Annotated in this window: 13 protein-coding genes; 11 read left to right on the top strand and 2 right to left on the bottom strand. The window is 42.6% G+C overall.

Annotated elements, in window-relative coordinates; genetic code table 11:
- Nucleotides 1–199: 199 nt before the first annotated feature.
- The gene (locus tag H5200_RS06860; RefSeq protein ID WP_182734375.1) at nucleotides 200–952 is read left to right on the top strand and encodes a sulfite exporter TauE/SafE family protein; all 753 of its coding nucleotides are present in this window, start codon (nucleotides 200–202) and stop codon (nucleotides 950–952) included.
- A 127-nt stretch (nucleotides 953–1079) separates the two neighbouring features.
- On the opposite strand, the gene H5200_RS06855 is transcribed toward H5200_RS06860, so the two are convergent.
- Nucleotides 1080–1877: a hypothetical protein gene (locus H5200_RS06855; protein ID WP_182761208.1), complete on the bottom strand. Its 798-nt coding sequence runs from the start codon at nucleotides 1875–1877 to the stop codon at nucleotides 1080–1082.
- Between the two features lie 18 nt (nucleotides 1878–1895).
- The gene (locus H5200_RS06850) at nucleotides 1896–2408 is read right to left on the bottom strand and encodes a hypothetical protein (protein ID WP_182761207.1); all 513 of its coding nucleotides are present in this window, start codon (nucleotides 2406–2408) and stop codon (nucleotides 1896–1898) included.
- Between the two features lie 137 nt (nucleotides 2409–2545).
- On the opposite strand from H5200_RS06850, the gene H5200_RS06845 reads away from it, so the two are divergent.
- The 10 genes from H5200_RS06845 to H5200_RS06800 all read left to right on the top strand — a co-directional run.
- Entirely contained in the window at nucleotides 2546–3601 is a 1056-nt protein-coding gene (locus tag H5200_RS06845; protein WP_145242935.1) for a phytanoyl-CoA dioxygenase family protein, read from the top strand.
- A gap of 551 nt (nucleotides 3602–4152) precedes the next feature.
- Complete coding sequence (locus H5200_RS06840; protein WP_182761206.1) at nucleotides 4153–4827, top strand: aspartyl/asparaginyl beta-hydroxylase domain-containing protein; 675 nt, start codon at nucleotides 4153–4155, stop codon at nucleotides 4825–4827.
- A 7-nt stretch (nucleotides 4828–4834) separates the two neighbouring features.
- Nucleotides 4835–5344: a GNAT family N-acetyltransferase gene (locus H5200_RS06835; protein WP_182759879.1), complete on the top strand. Its 510-nt coding sequence runs from the start codon at nucleotides 4835–4837 to the stop codon at nucleotides 5342–5344.
- 29 nt (nucleotides 5345–5373) lie between these two features.
- Complete coding sequence (locus tag H5200_RS06830; RefSeq protein ID WP_054205190.1) at nucleotides 5374–5655, top strand: DUF6916 family protein; 282 nt, start codon at nucleotides 5374–5376, stop codon at nucleotides 5653–5655.
- A 58-nt stretch (nucleotides 5656–5713) separates the two neighbouring features.
- Nucleotides 5714–6259: a phage tail protein gene (locus tag H5200_RS06825; protein ID WP_145242941.1), complete on the top strand. Its 546-nt coding sequence runs from the start codon at nucleotides 5714–5716 to the stop codon at nucleotides 6257–6259.
- A gap of 14 nt (nucleotides 6260–6273) precedes the next feature.
- Entirely contained in the window at nucleotides 6274–6804 is a 531-nt protein-coding gene (locus tag H5200_RS06820; protein WP_054205192.1) for a phage tail protein, read from the top strand.
- A gap of 12 nt (nucleotides 6805–6816) precedes the next feature.
- Nucleotides 6817–7353, top strand: coding sequence for a phage tail protein (locus H5200_RS06815; RefSeq protein ID WP_054205193.1), 537 nt, complete (start codon nucleotides 6817–6819; stop codon nucleotides 7351–7353).
- A gap of 277 nt (nucleotides 7354–7630) precedes the next feature.
- On the top strand, nucleotides 7631–8722 hold the full coding sequence (locus H5200_RS06810) for a S8/S53 family peptidase (RefSeq protein ID WP_259398578.1): 1092 nt from the start codon (nucleotides 7631–7633) through the stop codon (nucleotides 8720–8722).
- Nucleotides 8712–9860, top strand: coding sequence for a TIGR03032 family protein (locus tag H5200_RS06805; RefSeq protein WP_259398577.1), 1149 nt, complete (start codon nucleotides 8712–8714; stop codon nucleotides 9858–9860). The genes H5200_RS06810 and H5200_RS06805 overlap by 11 nt, the downstream gene beginning before the upstream one ends.
- A gap of 5 nt (nucleotides 9861–9865) precedes the next feature.
- Nucleotides 9866–19233: Ig-like domain-containing protein (locus H5200_RS06800; protein WP_182761205.1), on the top strand; the 9368-nt coding region annotated here is incomplete at its 3' end.

Here is a 19233-nt window from a genome sequence, read left to right as displayed (position 1 = left end):
TAAAAAACCCACCAATTTGAGCAATCAGGTTGGTGGGTTTTTTATGTTTAAGGCGAGGTGTTTTATTGTTTTAATAGCTCATCGCTTATTTTTATTTTATTGAAATAAGCGCTTCATTTTACTGGTGCTTTAGGTACTCGCATCTTATTTTTACTCATGTTAACGTCATTATTCTCTTTTACTTGCCAAGTGATCTTATATGGAATTTTTAGCTGGCGATTTATTAACGCCGCTCAGCGTGATTGGGCTTATTATATTATCGGCTGTAACGTCGATGATTTCGGCGGCTTTTGGTGCTGGTGGCGGGTTGATGTTGTTGGTGGTGATGGCATCGTTATTGCCTATGAGTATTGTTATTCCGGTGCATGGGTTAGTGCAGCTGGGCTCAAATGCCAATAGGTTTATGCTGACTTTTAAACACCTTGATAAAAGTATGTTTGCGTACTTTTCACTCGGTGGGCTTATTGGTGCGTTTGCTGCGTCGTCTATTGTGACCCGTATTCCACTTGAACTGATGAAAATTGTCGTGGCAGGGTTTGTACTTTATTTATTATGGGGAGTGACGCCAAAGTTGCGTGAAACCTCAGCTTTATGGCGCAGTACAGCTGGTGCTGTGACAACATTTTTATCGATGTTTGTTGGCGCAAGTGGCCCGTTAGTGGGCAGTTGTTTGTATGTTAATAATTATGAAAAGCTAAGATATACCGCTACTTTTTCCGCTTGTATGAGTGTGCAACATACTTTTAAAGCTATTTTGTATGGCTTTGTAGGTTTTTCGTTTTGGCAGTGGTTGCCTTTAGTTGCGGCAATGATCATCAGTGGTGCGCTTGGCACGTGGCTTGGTTTACAGTTATTACAGCGGATTTCTGCGGCTAAGTTTAAACGTATTTTTCGGGTTGTTTTAACCTTACTTGCGCTGCAATTGGCATGGCAGGGGTTACAAGCGTTTTAGCTAACAATTTGTTAAAGCGCTATAAGTCTAGGTGTCATAGCGCTTTATAAATTCTAAGGAGTACAGGGACAAGGGCAGGCTTTTCTATTACACATCATTACAATGAGTGTTGCACTGATATTCTAAATCACACTGACTTTGGTAACGATGAATAGGCAATCACAGCGGCATCCCTGTGTGCTAGATCGGGGTGCTGTAACTTTTTACTGTATTCATCACAAAAGATGATTGCATCTCCTTTTGTTATCAATAAAGGGTCGTGAGTGAAGTTTAATAACAGCGATTGCCAGCGCTGTATTATTTCTTTTGGTGGGCTTGGCAGAACTTTTAATATTGCTTTTGATTGGGTAAATTGGCTGTGTATTGCGATGTTTAGCATGTCGTCGTTTGCGGCTCCTAGCCAGCTAGTACCGTTATCGCCAACACATAAAAGTGGCATATAAGGCGCAAGTGCTGGGCATACATCATTTCTATACACCTCAACTTTCCAATAGTTACGGGCTATTTTTACAAACTGAGTAAAATCTTTAATTGGGGTAAAGTTTGATGTCGCTAAAGGCAAAATCTCTACTCTGGGTTTATTGGCATTCACGGTGTCGTTAGAAACATCAATATACCAAGGACCAATAATAAATGCGTTTTGAAAATACTCATCCCGCAGTGAACCCCATGCTTTTTGTAAAGGATTGCCCTGTGCAATAAGACCTTTTAATAAGCTAAGCCCAGGTTTGTTTGTGTGCGGCAGTTGTGCTTGTAGTAATGTAAATACCTCGTCTCTTATTTCTCTACAGCGGCCAATTGGATAAGGTTTTTCAGCAAAGTACGGCATAGTAGGCGCAAGTGTCAAATCGGCTATTAATCTTAGTTGAGCTAAGTCAGCACATAGTAAAGTAAGCTGCTCTGAGGAAAAGTTATTATCAAGCACGTATATTCCTTATCGTATTTATTGTAATTTTTTTAGTTGAGCTTGTGTGTAGGCGTCATCTCTAAGCCACCTCAACATGTTTGGATAACCGTTGGGGTGATCAGGTTGTTCGCACATAAACCATGAATACAACAGCGGATAGCCAAAGCCAGTATTATTGCTAAAAGCGGTTATTAAGCTAGCTGAACTGCCTCTATAACCGTGTTGATGAAATAAAACATCGGGTGCAATATTTAAGTAACATGCTGCGGCCCATGACCATGCAATCGCGGTCATTTCTTCAGCGGCTTGGTGATCATGGTTTTTCATATCGCCGGTTAAACAGGTTCTGTTTGTCTCTGAGGTTACTGCAATATGCCCTGCTTCATGAAGGATGTCACCAGGGTAGAGGCATTTTTCTAAATCAAGTAGTAAAGTTCCCTGGGCTACTTTAATTCCCGGCAAAAAAGTCTTTTCGTTTAACGTTTGATACCTGTGCTTTATTCCAATATGAGTAACAAAGGCGAGAATTTTTTCAATCTCAGTGTTCATACCACTCCCTGTATTTAGCAATTACAATTGTTGCTTACAGTAATATAGCACTCTATTCTAACTAAGTTTAGTTCGCGTTAATAAATCAATTTAAGGTGTTTTGCTTGTCTAAAATCAGGCAAGAAAAAGGAGTTATTATGCAAAATGAATTGATAGCAAAAGTGCCATCTCTGCACACAACAGCGCAGAGCATACTACCTTGTTATAAAGAAACTGGGCGCTTAGGTCTATTTCAATTAAAACGAATGTGGCACAAAGCGCAATTACAAAAACAAGGCTGTGCGGATAAAAAAATAATAGAAGGCGAATGGTCGCTTGATGTCATGATCATGGATACTTTAGGCTTAGGGCTCACACCGACGATAGAATTCATTTTTTCATCGGATAGTTTTTTAACGTTCGAAAACTGGGTAGAACAGCGTTATGGCATAGCTATTTCAAATACAGTTAAAAGTAAGTTAAATGAAAAGGTAGCAGCATTTTTTCAGCAAAAAGACCCAAAACAACAAAAAATATTACTAAATCAGCCTCGTCATTATGTTTTAACGTCACAGCAGTGGCAAAGCTGGGATGATAATGGTTACGTTATTATTCCTGAGTTGGTGGAAAAAACGCTATGTGAAAACGTTTGTAATATGATTTATGAACGTTTGAATATGGATAAACACAATCCTGCTTCATGGTACCGAAATCATGATCTTAAACAAGGAGTTATGGTACAAATTTTTAATGATATAACAATGCAAGCTATTCGGAAGCAGCCTCAGGTGCGGGATGTTTTTGAGCAACTGTGGGGTAAAAGTAATTTAACTGTAAGTACTGATAGGGTTGGTTTTAACCCGCCAGAGACATTGAGTTGGCAGTTTCCCGGGCCAAATCTGCACTGGGATATTAATTTTAATAAACCGCTCACCTTTGCAACGCAAGGGTTACTGTACCTTACTGACGTTACCGCTGATCAAGGTGCGTTTAGTTGTGTTCCTGGTTTTCATAAAAAAATAGACGGCTGGCTTGCTAGCTTACCTAAAAACACCAATCCACATCATTTTAATTGCCAACAATGGCACAGTACGCCTTTGCCTGCAAAAGCGGGCAGTTTAATTGTTTGGCAACATACACTGCCGCATGGTAGTTGTCCAAATAGGACGAATAGTCCTCGAATTGTGCAATATATAAATATGAGCTCATTATAAAGCTAAGCAAATCAAGCCTGCAGTTATTTATAAGAATAAAAATGATGCCATGTAATAACGTGTAATGTTTTTTATAACACTCCTGTGCCATGCTCAAGATAATTTAAATTAAGCTGCATTTACTAAGCCTTTTATTTTTTTTATGGTTTTTTATGATGTTTGATATAAGTCAAATAAATTAAAGCTATATAAAATAAATGAAAATTAAAGTTGTACCCTATAGCTTTTAAACTAAGCTCTTAACTGAATGTAGCATTAATTCCCTAATAGAATTTAGCACGATAATTGGATATCAAAGGAATATTTCAGTATGGAAGCACAAAGTTCACAGCTTACAAAGCGTTTACGGCGCGCAAAACCAATAATTTGTTATTTAAAGTCTTTACTTAAAATGCAATTAGAGTCATGTGCTAAAGCCGTTATAGTGAGTGAAAGTAGCTCAACATACCGCAACAATATACATACAGAAATCGATTTCACCCCCATCCTGTATACACTTTGTTTTAAGATTAAATACTTGCTCATTCATTCTCTTCGTTTGAGAACAAATAATGAATGATGACATACTTATTCCTGAAGTTGTTAATGCTGGTGAGAATATAGTCTCTCCAGTCATTTCGTTTGCCAAGCTTGAAATTTTTTATAATGTAAAAAAGATGTCTGCCGATTTGCTTGTAGCAAAAAAATTAGAATGGGTTAGACATGTTAATACCCAGTGTTATCAGGGCGATTGGGATGTATTGCCTTTAAGAGTGCCTGTTGAACATGCTGATAAGCATGTGATTCTGCAATCTTTCGCAATTGAGTCTAGCTCAAGTTTTATTGATGGCGATCACCTTCAATATTTACCTTCTATTAGTGAGTTATTGTCAGAATTTAAATGTAATATTTTATCTGCACGGCTTATGCGCCTTTCGCCCAACTCTTTGATTAAACCCCACCGTGACCTTGGATTGAGTATTGAGCTATCAGCCCAGGCACGTATTCATATTTCTTTAGAGACATCTGAACATGTTGAATTTTTAGTGGATGATTTAAAAGTTCCAATAAGTCAGAGCAGCTGTTGGTATATAAATGCCGATGCGGAACATTCTGTAATAAATACTGGTGATACACCAAGAATCAACCTTGTCATAGACTGTAATGTTAATGAGTGGTTGTTGGATTTAATTATGAACTCTAAAGATAAAACATATTGTAGTAAAAAAAGTAAGCTAAGGAGCTAAAGAGGTAATGAAACTTAATATTCCTAAGGGCTTAAATATAAGACCGTCAAATGCAAACGATAAGCCTTTTTTAGAAAAGCTGCATAGTTTAATGCGACAAGACTTACAGTTAATTGATGGCGAAAAAGATTTTGTAGAGTCAATTGTGGAAATGCAGTTTAAAGCTCAAACCCAAGGGTATGGAGATAAGTTCCCCAATGCAATGTACTTTATTATTGAAAAACATCATGAAGCAATCGGTAAGGCAACCATTGATTTTGGCCCAAATGAAATTCGCATCGTCGATATTGGCTTTTTACCAAGTGCGAGAGGGCATGGTTTTGGCTCAGCGATAATCCAATCGTTTCAAAGTGCTGCATTACAATCTGGTGCACCTTTAACACTGACCGTTGAGCAATATAATTTTGCTGCTAAGCAGTTGTATGCGCGTTTAGGGTTTCAAGTTGAATCAATTAGCCCGCCATATGAATTTATGGCGTGGTACCCACACCCAGTGAAATTAATGAGTGGTGTGTGACTAAGCGAAGTTAAACACAGGAGTTGAATATGGAAAAGTTTACGTTTGAAAATGTTGAAAGAGCACAAGGGTCAATTGTTAAGGTTGCTGGTCAAGATGGTGAAGTAGAGTTAAAGGTATCATCAGTTGATAGAACAAAACTGAATGGGGAACAATGGGATGCATTTCGTGTTTTGCTTAAAGGCTCTGCAAATGAACCTTTAGAACAAGGCACATATAGACTCACACACGATGCATTTAATGATGCAGAGCTGTTTCTATCACCAAATAGCGAAACTGAGTATGAGATATACATCACGACACAAAAATAGTACTTCGTGTTTAATAGACTAAATTATTCGTTTAATAAAAGTGAGTAGGGAGATTTATATGGCTGATCCGTTTATATCTGAAATACGACCATTTGCGTTTGATTTTGCCCCAAAAAATTGGGCATTCTGTAATGGTGGAGTGATCGCAATTACACAGAATGGGGCACTGTATGCTCTATTAGGGACTCAGTTTGGTGGTAACGGAACAAGTGATTTTAAGTTACCGGACTTACGGGGGCGCACGCCTATCGGTAGTGGGTTTTTGAGCACTGAAAACCGTCCCTTTTATGCTGGAGATAGTTCAGGGGAGGAAACGGTTAGGTTAACGTTAGATGAAATGCCAGCGCATACGCATGCAGTAAAAGCTACGGCTAGCATAGCCGCTAATAGCCCCGCGTTTACAGATCGTATATTTTCTGAATCAAAGGATAATAAGGGTACCTCAGCTGAACCTTTCGTATACGGTTCATCGTTAGATTTGACAGAACTTGCTCAGGATGTTGTTAGTAGTAGCGGGAGTGGGTCGCCACATACTAATCTTCAACCTTTACTCGTACTTAATTTTTGTATTGCACTGGAAGGTACCTTTCCAGCTAGAAATTAAAAAAGGAAACTAGCATGTCTGAGTCATTTGTCGGTGAAATAAAAATGATTGCTACTACATTCTCACCTAGGCAGTGGGCATTTTGTAGCGGGTCTACTTTTTCAATAAGTCAAAACCAAGTGTTATTTGCATTGATTGGCGCACAATATGGCGGTGATGGGCGCTCGTCATTTATGCTGCCTGATTTAAGAGGGCGTGTACCCGTACATTTTGGGCAAGGCCCAGGATTACAACCTTACCCTATAGCGCGTCAGGCTGGCGTAGAAAAAGTGACGCTTCTACCACAGCAGATGCCAGCACACACCCATAGCTTGCAGGCAAATAATAATCGTGCAACTACATCTACAGCCATTGGTAATGTTTTGGCGAGAAGCCCTGCAACTGAGTCAACTTATATATCAGGCGCTGTCACGGGAGAAAGTCAGCAACTAAATGACGCTGCAGTTGAAACTGTGGGTGCTAATGAGCCGCATACTAATATGATGCCTTATTTGGCTATACATTTTATTATTTGCCTCAACGGCCTCTTCCCATCAAGAAATTAAAGGAGAAATATTATGGCTGAACCATTTATGGCTGAAATTAGAATATTTGGTCTTACGTATAGTCCTAGAGCTTGGGCTAAATGCGCAGGGCAAATACTCAGTATTTCACAATCTACAGCGCTATTTAGTTTGCTGGGAACTAATTTCGGTGGTGATGGACGAACAACATTTGGAGTCCCTGATTTACAAGGCAGAGCACCAATGCATGCGGGATCAGGGATAGGACTAACGACTCGGCCATTTTCTACCTTTGGTGGTGTTAGCCAAGTAGCGTTGGCCCCCATACAGCTACCTAAGCATGACCATGTTATTTCAGGTGTATTTCAAGCTGGTAATACTGACCAACCAAGTGATAATCAACTTGCAATAGACGTTGCCTCCTCAGGTGGTGCACTGCGATATACTGCGCCACTGGATAGTAATACAAGTGCTATGAGTAGCAGCAGTTTAGCATCGTCAGGTAAGAGTCAGCGGCATGAAAATATGCAACCTAGCTTAGCGTTAAACTTTTGCATTGCACTAGATGGAATTTATCCACCAAGAAATTGATGTGTGAGAATACAGATTTTAGTTTGAAATCTGTATTCTACATATGATGAAAAACCATTATGTTTGTGCAGGAAGTAAGTTATATGTTGTTTGAAAGAGCTCTGTTGGTTGTTATTTACTTATGTTGAAATACCTTAATTGGCATATTGTTTTCAGCTGTTTAATTATAGTTGTGTGCTTATTTGCAAGAGATGTATCTGCTCAGGCGAGTTTAGACAAGCTGCAATTTAAAAGCTCTAAAGGTAGTGTTGTATTTGCCAAGCATGACAGTAATTTTTTGATTGATGATGCAGGGAAGATGTACGCTTTTAACAAAAAAATAATAATACTCTCTTTGCTATCAGTCGATGAGATCTCACAGCTACATGATGAAATAAAACAAGTTCAAGTAATCGCTAATATAGGAAGTGAATTGGTTTACTGGGTAACACCTAGACCCGAATATTTTTTTGATGTTTATTTAGCGTTAAGCAAACATCAAGATGTGCTAGAGATCGAACCAGATATTGCACCTGTCACAAAGTTAGTTACGTCAGGAACAAGCAGGCAGACTAGCAGCGTGCTTGTGTCACAAAATGCTCCTTTATGCGATAAACCAGAGAATACTGTGCGGGTTGCAATTATTGATGACGGCTTTGATTTTACTCACCCAGAGTTTGATGATTTAACAGTATTGTTTGAATATGATCCTGATGAAAAAACACTGGCAACCAGTGCTAAAAACCCAACTGATTACCATGGTACACGTGTTGTTGGAGTTATTGCTGCAAAGCAAGATAATATAGGGGTTGAGGGTTTCGCACCGACTAGTGAAATAATAGCTATCAGGCAAGTTTCAACATGGTCATCTTCTATAATATTGGCATTTCAGGTCGCTAAGTTGATGAAAGCGGATGTTATCAACTGTAGTTGGGTTTTACCGTTATTATCGGGTATTACGTCACTGGTAATTGAGAATGTTGCATCTGCATCAAATGCACCTATTATCGTTGTTTCAGCAGGAAATTCGGGTAAGAAAGCTTGTGAAGTCAATCATCTATCGGCATTAAGTTCAGTGGTTGTTATAGGGGCAATAAATAAAAATGGGAATGTTGCTGAGTTTTCTAATTATGGGCAATGTGTTGATTATTACGCCCCTTCTTCAATTGCATCAACGTCACTTAATGGGTATGTAAATTTTGGTGGCACCTCATCATCAGCCGCTATTGTTTCAGGCGTTGTGGCACAGCTAAAAGCATGCGGAGTTGAATACCCGTTAACAAAATTAACGATGGTTGAAAATATTTTGCCTGCACATGTAGTTAATAAAAATAATATAAAGAGTGTAACTTTGATTAGATCAAAAGGTAGTGAAATTAATGAGCACTGAAATGGAACCGTTAGATTTTAGTAGCACCCACAGTGACAACTTCCCAAAAATATTGGCTCAGTTGGGCGTATCGTTGATTGCGACAAGTTATCAATCACAACGTGTTATTTTAGTGCGTTCCAATAATGGCAAGCTAGAAACAAAATTAAAGGCATTTCCAAGACCAATGGGACTTTATGCCGACGAAAATAGGGTCACGCTTGGAACACTAAATCAAGTAATCGACTTTCAAAAAACACCAAGTGGTTATGCTGATGTTATTAATGGGAACCTTGATCGTTATGAAGAGTTGCCAAAAAAATTACAAGATAATGAACTCAGAGATAGCCCCAAATTTCGTGAAGAGTGGGATGAACAAGTCAAAAGTGTAAAGGCAGCCGACAGTTTGTTTATAGAAAGAGCGACTTTATCAACAGGTATGATCAACATCCATGATATTTGTTGGGGTAATGATGGTTTGTGGGTAGTTAACTCGATGTTCTCTTGTTTAAGTAAGTTAAGTCCTGACCATAGTTTTGTCGCTGCTTGGGTGCCGTCGTTTATTTCAGAACTGAAGCCGGAAAATAGATGCCATTTAAATGGCATGGCGTTGTTAGATGGTGTGCCTCGTTATGCTACAGCCTTTAGTGAATCAGATACAGCACAAGGTTGGCGTGAAGAGCTAGGGAATAAAGGGGTGCTTATTGATGTCGTTGAAAATAAGGTCATCAAATCAGGTATTTCAATGCCACATTCGCCAAGATGCCACGCAGGCAAGGTGTATTATTGTGCATCTGGAGATGGCGATATTCATGTATACGATCCAAAGTCAGGTACTAATAGAGTTTTATGTGAGTTGCAAGGTTTTACAAGGGGAATGACGTTCTTTGGTGACTTGATGCTTGTCGGTACGAGTACATTACGTAAATCAGAAGAGCATATTCGCTTTAAAGCAAACCCAAGATTATTAGATGGGAAAAGTGTGTGCGCAATATGGTTAGTGAATGTAAATACAGGTGAGGTGGTAGGTAATTTGACTTTTACGGGTGATGTAAAACAGATTTACGATATTGCTGTTGTACCGAACAGCAGGAAACCAGAGCTATTTCAAAGCTCAGACGCGTTGTCTAGCCATATTTTTGAATTTTGTCGAGGATGAGTATCATGGAACGTTTAAGCTTAAATAAAACTTTTTTAGGGGTTGCGATTTCTGCAGTAATAGCTAGCGGGGCTTACGCAGAAACAGTAAATGAAGCTGTAGATTTAAAACAATTTTCAAAAAAGTTAGCGCTAGAAACTGAAGATGAAATAGTTGGTATAGAGTCAAAAAGCCCATTTTCGACATTTAGTCGAGGGCAAAAAGCCCAATCACACTTAGTAAACCCAGATATAAATAATACATTAAGCTTTTTAAAAGAGCAGGGATTACTTGAAACGAATGAACAAAAAGTAAGTATTGTTAAGGGCGATAATACACAAGTAAAAAGTGATTTACTAATAAGAAAGGTGTTTGCAAGTGCAAACTGCACCCTACCAGGCGGGGCGTGCACCACTGTAAGCTCTTCTAGCTGTACTTTGAGAGGTGGTAGTGTTGGCGCTTGTGGGTCATCGCCAGAAATAGATGTTGAAGAAAGTGGATCGACAACTGTAAGCGAAGACTTTGGCAGTGTTGCAGCGGATGGTGTAGCAACTACAACAAAAACCTTTACGGTAAAAAATGAAGGCACTGGTAATTTAACGACTACGGCTGTTTCTATAACAAGTGGAAGTAGCGACTTTTCAATTACAGGCGGTACATGTGCTACGAATGGTCAAACATTAAGCTCAGGTATGCAATGTACGATACTTGTAACTGTACAAACGACAACAGTTGGTGGGATATCAGGTAATTTAAGAATTAGCAACACTGATGCAAATGAGAGTATGTATAATGTGTCTTTGAGTGCCACAGGTACTTCTACAAATTCAGCGCCTGTTGTTGATTTAAATGGTGGGATTCCAGGTACAGGGAGTTCAGTGTCATTTACCGAAGGTAGTGGTGCTGTAAATATTGCGCCCGATGCTAGTGCAGAGGATAGTGATGGCGATACAATAACAACAATAACCGTTGCATTAACCAACGATCAAAATGGCGCCTCAGAAGGGCTTAATGTTTCAGCGACTGTACAAAATGCACTTGGTGGTATATCCGGTGCCTCAGACATTACTCTGCAAGATACCATCTCAATCACCGGTGCAACAGCATCAGCCGCTGAAGTGGCCACCTTTTTGCAGAATATCACTTACGATAATACTTCAAATATGCCCGATGAAACTGCTAGAACGGTGACGGTGGTTATTAATGATGGCACTGTAAATAGTGTAAGTCGTACAGCGACTATTTCGGTTGCTAATATTACTTCTGCGAGTTCTACCGCAGCTGGATTTAGTACCTTAAACGGCACAAATTTATCTCCAGGCATTACTTTTACTAGCGAGAATGAAACACTCACAATTGCTAATACTAGCCACGTAACTGGGTCAACAGCCGATGGCGGTGGCGGCACTGATACACTGTCTGTAGTGTCGGGTGTAGACTTAACTGGGCTCACAAGCTTAACGGGTTTTGAAACCTTAACGCCTTATAACAATGGTTCATTGACATTAAGTGAAACGCAGCATGACAGTTTCACTACTATAAATGGTACAGGTACAAATCAATTTACTATCGCTAGTGCCAATGGCGATCAAACGCTCACTGGCGACACTGATATTGAAACCTATGTGCTTGGCGCTGCAATGACCTTTACGCTTGGTAGCGCAGCGCAAAATGTAACTGGCAGCAGCGCAGATGATACCGTTAATATTAATGCCTTCACGGTAACAGGTACATTGAATGGCGCTGCGGGTACCGATATATTGCAGGCTGGCACTGGTGCTGATCTTAGTGGTGCAACAATATCTGCCTTTGAGTCATTAACACTTGCCAGTGGTGCGAGTGTATTGATGACTGAAGCACAGCACGATGGTTTTACAACGTTTACAGCTCCAGGCGCAGAAACGATAACTATTAGCTCAGCAACGGATGGACTAACAGGCAACAGTGCGATTGAAACGTATGTTTTATCTGCACCAAATACATTCACCCTTGGCGCTGCGGGGCAAAATTTTACGGGTAGCACCGGCGACGATACTCTCAATGTTGGCTCGCTTAGCGCTACCGGTATTTTAGCGGGCAACACCGGCACTGATACGTTATCTATTAGTAGTGGTGGCAGTATTTCTGGCGCCACGGTTAGCGGCTTTGAAAACTTGACGGTAGCAAGTGGCGGTTCAGCAAGTATTGCTGCATCACAGCTAGCATTGTTCTCAGGCACTGTATCAGGCAGTGGTAATGAGACGCTGGATATTTTGGGGGATGGTAATTTCGCTACAGTATCAGCAATTGAAAGCTACACATTAAATGACGATAGCACTAACGCGCGTACAGTATCTATTAGCGCCGCGGGGCACTCAGTAACAGCTAGCTCGGTAACTGATGCCATTACGTTTGATATTGGCACACTAGCTTATACGGGAACAATTACTGGCGAAAATAGTGTTGCTGATACATTATCTATGAGTAGCGGCGCAAACATTAGTAATGCCACAATTAGTAATGTAAGTAATTTAACACTTGCTTCGGGTGCGTCAGTATCGATGACGGCCAGCCAGCATAGTAGTTTTACGGGCACCATAACAGCGCCAGGTTCAGAAACTATTACTATCACCGGTGATGGTGATTTTACAACGTTAACTGGCATTGAAAGCTACGCTGTAGCTGATGACAGTACAAATACCAGAACAATCACCGTATCAACAGGGACCACTAATGTTACGGCTGATTCGTCAACCGACGCCATAATTTTTGCAATTGGTAACAGTGCATACACGGGTACGCTAATTGGCGAGAATAGTGTTGCCGACCAAGTACAAGTAACTGATGGTGCAGACATTAGCGGCGGTGGATTTTTAAATATAGGCACTCTTTCGTTAGCTAGTGGCGCAACAGTGGCTATTGATGCGGCTAATATTGGTAATTTTAGCACTGCTATAACGGGTAGTGCGGGCACTGAGACACTGAAACTTATGGATGGTGGGGCGTTTGACTTCACCAGTACCTCAGTGTCTGCTGTTGAAGGAGTGGCAATAGGAACTGACAATAATGCCACAGTAACCTTAACTGACAACTTTAATGCCAATGGTCAAGCAGTATCAGTGTCAAATGCGAGTGGCGGTGAAATTACAGCAGCCCTATCAATAAATGCTTCAGCCTTTGCCAGTGACATATTGACAATTACAGCCAGCGATTTTAATGGTGATGATACTATTGTTGGCGGTAGCGGCGCAGATACCATCCGCCCTGGCGGTGGTACTGATTCGATGACGGGCAATGCAGGTAACGATAATTTTGTCGGCAGTGCATCACAATTATCAGGGGATACCATCACCGATCTAGCCGTAGGTGATACCTTAACGATTACTGGCGTGACAGGGCTTTCAAGTGCAAATGTGCGATTTAATGGCACGAGTACATTAGAAGTTGATACAGATGCCACCGATTTTAATATTTCTGAGCTTACGCTCTCATTAAGTAATTCACCAGGCTCAAGTTTAGCTTTTAGCGTTGCTGAAAGTGGTAGCGATACCATAATAACTTTTGTTGAGCCAAATAGCGCCCCCGTATTTAGTAGTTTGAATGGCGGTGCAACCTTCATTGAAAATGGCTCTGCAATTGTTATCGACTCTGATGTGACTATCGCTGATACTGAGCTCGATGCCCTTAATGGCGCAATTGGTAATTATAATAATGCCAGTTTTACTATTAGTCGAAACGGTGGGGCAAGTACTGAAGATGTTTTTGCGAACAATAACTTATTGGGCGCGCTAATTGAGGGCAATACGTTTACTTATAATTCGACCACAGTCGGAACGGTAACGACTAACTCCTCAGGTACCTTGGTACTGACCTTTAATGCTAATGCTACATCTGCAATTGTTGACTCAGTTTTACAAAGCATTACCTATCAAAATAGTTCCGAATCTCCATCATCATCAGTGACTTTGGATTATGTCTTTAATGATGGGATAGCAAACAGCGCGGGTACAAATCAAGCGATAGTGAATATTACTGGGCAAAATGATGCCCCAACGGATATTTCACTTTCATCGGCAAGTATAAATCAATCATCAACTGGACCTGGTGCTAATATAGGGGCGCTCACTACCTCAGATGTAGATACCACCGACAGTCATAGTTATACGTTTGTAAGCTCAGGCGCAAGTGTAAACGGTACATGTAGCGCTGATACAAACAATAGCAATTTTCAGATCAGTGGCACCTTAATTCAGACGCAAGCTGCACTTAGTGCAGGAAGTTACATTGTGTGCGTACAAAGTAACGATGCAACAACAACTTTTCAAAAAGCGTTTACTATAGCGGTAAATGATAATGTTGCGCCAAGTGCGCCATCTACCCCTGATTTAAATGCGGCTGCTGATTCAGGGTTATCTACTACGGATAATATTACCAACGATACCACGCCAACATTTAGTGGCACTGCTGAGAGTGGTTCAACAGTTAGTCTTTACAGCGACCAAGTTGGTGCTGGAGCAACTGTAATCGGGTCTGGCATAGCGACCGATGGCAATTGGCAAATTACCACTAGCACTTTAACTGCCGGTTTAGACCATGCTATTTCAGCAAAAGCAACAGACTCAGCAAGTAATGTAAGTAGTAGCTCAAGCGCACTTACAGTGACAATTGACACAACCGCGCCGAGCGCACCGAGCGCAGCCGATCTAACTGCAGCCAGTGATAGTGGCTCTTCGAGTACAGATAATATAACCAATAATACAACACCTACTTTTACAGGTACAGGCACCACAGGCGACACTATTACTCTTATTTCAAGTGTTGATGGCTCAATAGGCAGTACTGTTGTTAGTGGTGGGGTGTGGAGTATCACCGTAGGCTCAGCAATGACGAGTGGCTCGCATACTATTGTGGCACGCGCGACGGACTCTGCTGGTAATATTACCAATGGAACGAGTACTACAATAACCATTGATACTAACGTGAGTGCACCGAGTATTACCACCCCGATTGAAGTAGATGGTCGGATCAATGCTGTGGAAGATGCGCATGTGCTTATACAAGGTAGCGGCGCTGACTCTGGCGCTACGGTTAATGTGACCATCAGCGATGGTTCGAATAACTTATCACGGACTGTGACGGCCGATGGCTCTGGGGCATGGACTATCAGTGGTAGTGAGTTTGATGTCAGCAGCTTTAATGATGGCACGCTCACCGTCAGCGCCACACAAAGCGATGCGGCGGGTAATACTTCAAGCGCAGCCAGCACCGCGGTGATTTTAGATAATACAGCACCGAATGCCTTAACGATTGCCACCCCGATTGAGGTTGATGGCCGGATCAATGCTGTAGAAGATGGCAGTGTATTGATCACCGGCTCTGGCGCAGAAGCCAATGCCAGTGTCAGTGTGACTATCAGCGATGGCGGGAATAACCAATCGCGGACCGTGACGGCTGATGGCGCAGGTACATGGACTATCAGTGGTAGTGAGTTTGATGTCAGCAGCTTTAATAATGGCACGCTCACCGTCAGCGCCACACAATCTGATGCGGCGGGTAACACCTCCAGTGCAACTAGCACCTCAGTGATTTTAGATAACGCAGCACCGAATGCCTTGACCATAACGACCCCGATTGAGGTTGATGGCCGGATCAATGCTGTAGAAGATGGCAGTATATTGATCACCGGCTCCGGGGCAGAAGCCAATGCCAGTGTAAGTGTGACCATCAGCGATGGCGCGAATAACTTATCACGGACTGTGACGGCCTATGGCTCTGGGGCATGGACTATCAGTGGTAGTGAGTTTGATGTCAGCAGCTTTAATAATGGCACGCTCACCGTCAGCGCCACACAAAGTGATGCGGCGGGTAACACCTCCAGTGCAGCCAGCACCTCAGTGATTTTAGATAACGCAGCACCGAATGCCTTGACGATAAGCACCCCGATTGAGGTTGATGGCCGGATCAATGCTGTAGAAGATGGCAGTGTATTGATCACCGGCTCTGGCGCAGAAGCCAATGCCAGTGTCAGTGTGACTATCAGCGATGGCGCGAATAACCAATCGCGCACCGTGACGGCCGATGGCGCAGGTACATGGACTATCAGTGGTAGTGAGTTTGATGTCAGCAGCTTTAATAATGGCACACTCACCGTCAGCGCCACACAAAGTGATGCGGCGGGTAACACCTCCAGCGCAGTCAGCACCTCGGTGGTTTTAGATAATACAGCACCGAATACCTTGACGATCGCCACCCCGATTGAGGGCGATGGCCGGATCAATGCCGTAGAAGATGGCAGTGTATTGATCACCGGCTCAGGGGCAGAAGCCAATGCCAGTGTCAGTGTGACCATCAGCGATGGCGCGAATAACTTATCGCACACCGTGACGGCCGATGGCTCTGGGGCATGGACTATCAGTGGTAGTGAGTTTGATGTCAGCAGCTTTAATAATGGCACACTCACCCTCAGCGCCACACAAAGTGATGCGGCGGGTAACACCTCCAGTGCAGCCAGCACCTCAGTGATTTTAGATAACGCAGCACCGAATGCCTTGACCATAACGACCCCTATTGAGGTTGATGGCCGGATCAATGCTGTAGAAGATGGCAGTGTATTGATCACCGGCTCCGGGGCAGAAGCCAATGCCAGTGTCAGTGTAACCATCAGCGATGGCGGGAATAACCAATCGCGCACTGTGACGGCCGATGGCTCTGGGGCATGGACTATCAGTGGTAGTGAGTTTGATGTCAGCAGCTTTAATAATGGCACGCTCACCGTCAGCGCCACACAATCTGATGCGGCGGGTAACACCTCCAGCGCAGTCAGCACCGCGGTGGTTTTAGATAATACAGCACCGAATGCCTTAACGATTGCCACCCCAATTGAGGTTGATGGCCGGATCAATGCTGTAGAAGATGGCAGTGTATTGATCACCGGCTCTGGCGCAGAAGCCAATGCCAGTGTCAGTGTGACTATCAGCGATGGCGCGAATAACTTATCACGTACCGTAACGGCTGATGGCTCTGGGGCATGGACTATCAGTGGTAGTGAGTTTGATGTCAGCAGCTTTAATAATGGCACCGTCACCGTCAGCGCCACACAAAGTGATGCGGCGGGTAACACCTCGACTACGGCAACCGCAGTAATTACGTTGGATAATCAAGCGCCAAATGCATTGACGATTACTACGCCAATTGAAGGCGACGGCAAAGTTAATGCTGTAGAAGATAACGATGTGCTAGTGCAAGGATCTGGCGCAGAGTCAGGTGCAACAGTTACAGTAAATGTTGATGGTATATCTAAAACTACCACAGCAGATTCAAGTGGTAATTGGACATTGTCGGGCAACGAGCTGGATATCAGTGCGCTGAATAATGGTACGCTGACTGTCTCGGCAACTCAGGCCGATAGCGCAGGTAATATCTCAATAGCTGCAACTACAACAATAACGTTGGATAACCAAGCACCAAACGCACCAACCTTTATTACGCCTATTGAGGGGGATGGTAAAGTTAACGCTGCGGAGGATAATGATGTATTAGTCCAAGGCGGGGGAGCAGAGTCAGGTGCAACAGTCACTGTGAGTATCGCTGGGGTTACTAAAACGACTACCGCAGACTCAAGTGGTAATTGGACATTATTAGGTAATGAGCTGGATATCAGCGCTCTAAATAATGGCATATTGACAGTTTCGGCAACACAAACCGACGATGCGGGCAATATCTCAACGGCTGCATCAACTTCAACTTCAATTACATTAGATAACATCGCACCAAATGCGGTGGCTATTACAACGCCGATTGCAGTAGATGGTATTGTAAATGCGGCTGAAGACAATGCTGTGTTGATCACAGGGTCAGGAGCAGAAGCTGGCGCAACAGTGACAGTGGGTATTAGCGGCGTAAATGCCACTGTGGTAGCTGATAGCAGCGGTAACTGGACACTTAACGGCAGTGAATTAGACATTAGCGCTCTAAATAATGGCACATTAACAGTATCTGCAACGCAAACCGATAGCGCAGGAAATATTTCATCTGCAACGACAACCACTATAACCTTAGATAATGTTGCGCCAAATGCATTGGTTATTACAACGCCGATTGCTGTTGATGGCATTGTTAATGCTGCTGAAGATAATGCGTTATTAATTGTAGGATCTGGGGCTGAATCAGGCGCTGCAGTTAAGGTTGATGTTGGCGGTGTAAATGCCACCGTGACTGCTGATAGCAACGGTAATTGGACTCTCAGTGGTAATGAGTTAGATATCAGTGCATTAAATAATGGCACATTAACGGTATCAGCAACGCAAACTGACAGCGCAGGTAATATTTCACCAGCGGCAACGACGACGATAACCTTGGATAACAGTGCACCGTCAGTTGTTACTATTAATACGCCAATCGAAGTCGATGGCATCGTTAACGCTAGTGAAGATGATAGTGTATTGATCACCGGCTCTGGGGCAGAATCAGGCGCTGCAGTTAATGTTGATATTGGCGGTGTAAATGCCACTGTGACAGCTGGTAGTGGTGGTAATTGGACGCTTAACGGCAATGAATTAGATATAAGTGCACTTAATAACGGCACTTTAACAGTATCGGTAACGCAAACTGACAGTGCAGGGAATACTTCACCAGCGGCGACCAGCTCTATTACTTTAGATAATACCAGCCCAACTGGGCATGCAGTTAGCGTTGATCAAAGCTTAATTAACGCAGATAACGAATCCGCAATGAGTGTTAGTTTTACTGGACTTGAAGGCAGTGGTTCGCTTAGTTATCAGGTTAGTGATGGCAGTAATGCTGTTACTGGTAACGCAACAATTAGTGCTGTTACGCAGCAAATTACAGGTATTGATGTTACAACATTGGCTGAGGGAGTGTTAACGTTCTCAGCAATAGTTACAGACACCGCAGGCAATGCCAGCGCAGCAGTAACTGCCACAGTAACTAAAAAATACAACGTCGTACCGGTGTTAAGTGGTTCACCAAGTACAACTACAGCTGAAGATGCAGCGTATAGTTTTATACCCACCCTTACAGACAGCGATACGCAAGATACCCATACCTTTAGCATCATTAATAAGCCAAGCTGGGCGAGCTTTGACACCAGCACGGGCGAATTAGCGGGCACGCCACAGAACGAGGATGTAGGCAGCTACGCGGCTATTACTATCAGTGTTAACGATGGTACTGATAGCGCCAGTTTAACGCCATTTACATTAGAGGTCACCAACACCAACGATGCGCCGGTAGGGCAAAACTTCGCGTTTAACCTCGATGAAGCCGCGACATTAACCGTGGCACTTGCAAACGGGTTATTAAGTAACGCCAGCGATGATGATGCAGGCGACACACTCAGCGCAGAGCTGGTCAGTCAACCACAATTTGGTAGTGTCAGCTTAAACAGTGATGGTAG

The organism is Pseudoalteromonas sp. SG43-7 (assembly GCF_014164295.1).
GTDB lineage: Bacteria > Pseudomonadota > Gammaproteobacteria > Enterobacterales > Alteromonadaceae > Pseudoalteromonas > Pseudoalteromonas rhizosphaerae.
The sequence above is the reverse complement of the archived record's forward strand: the minus strand, read 5'-3'. Positions and strand labels throughout refer to the sequence as shown.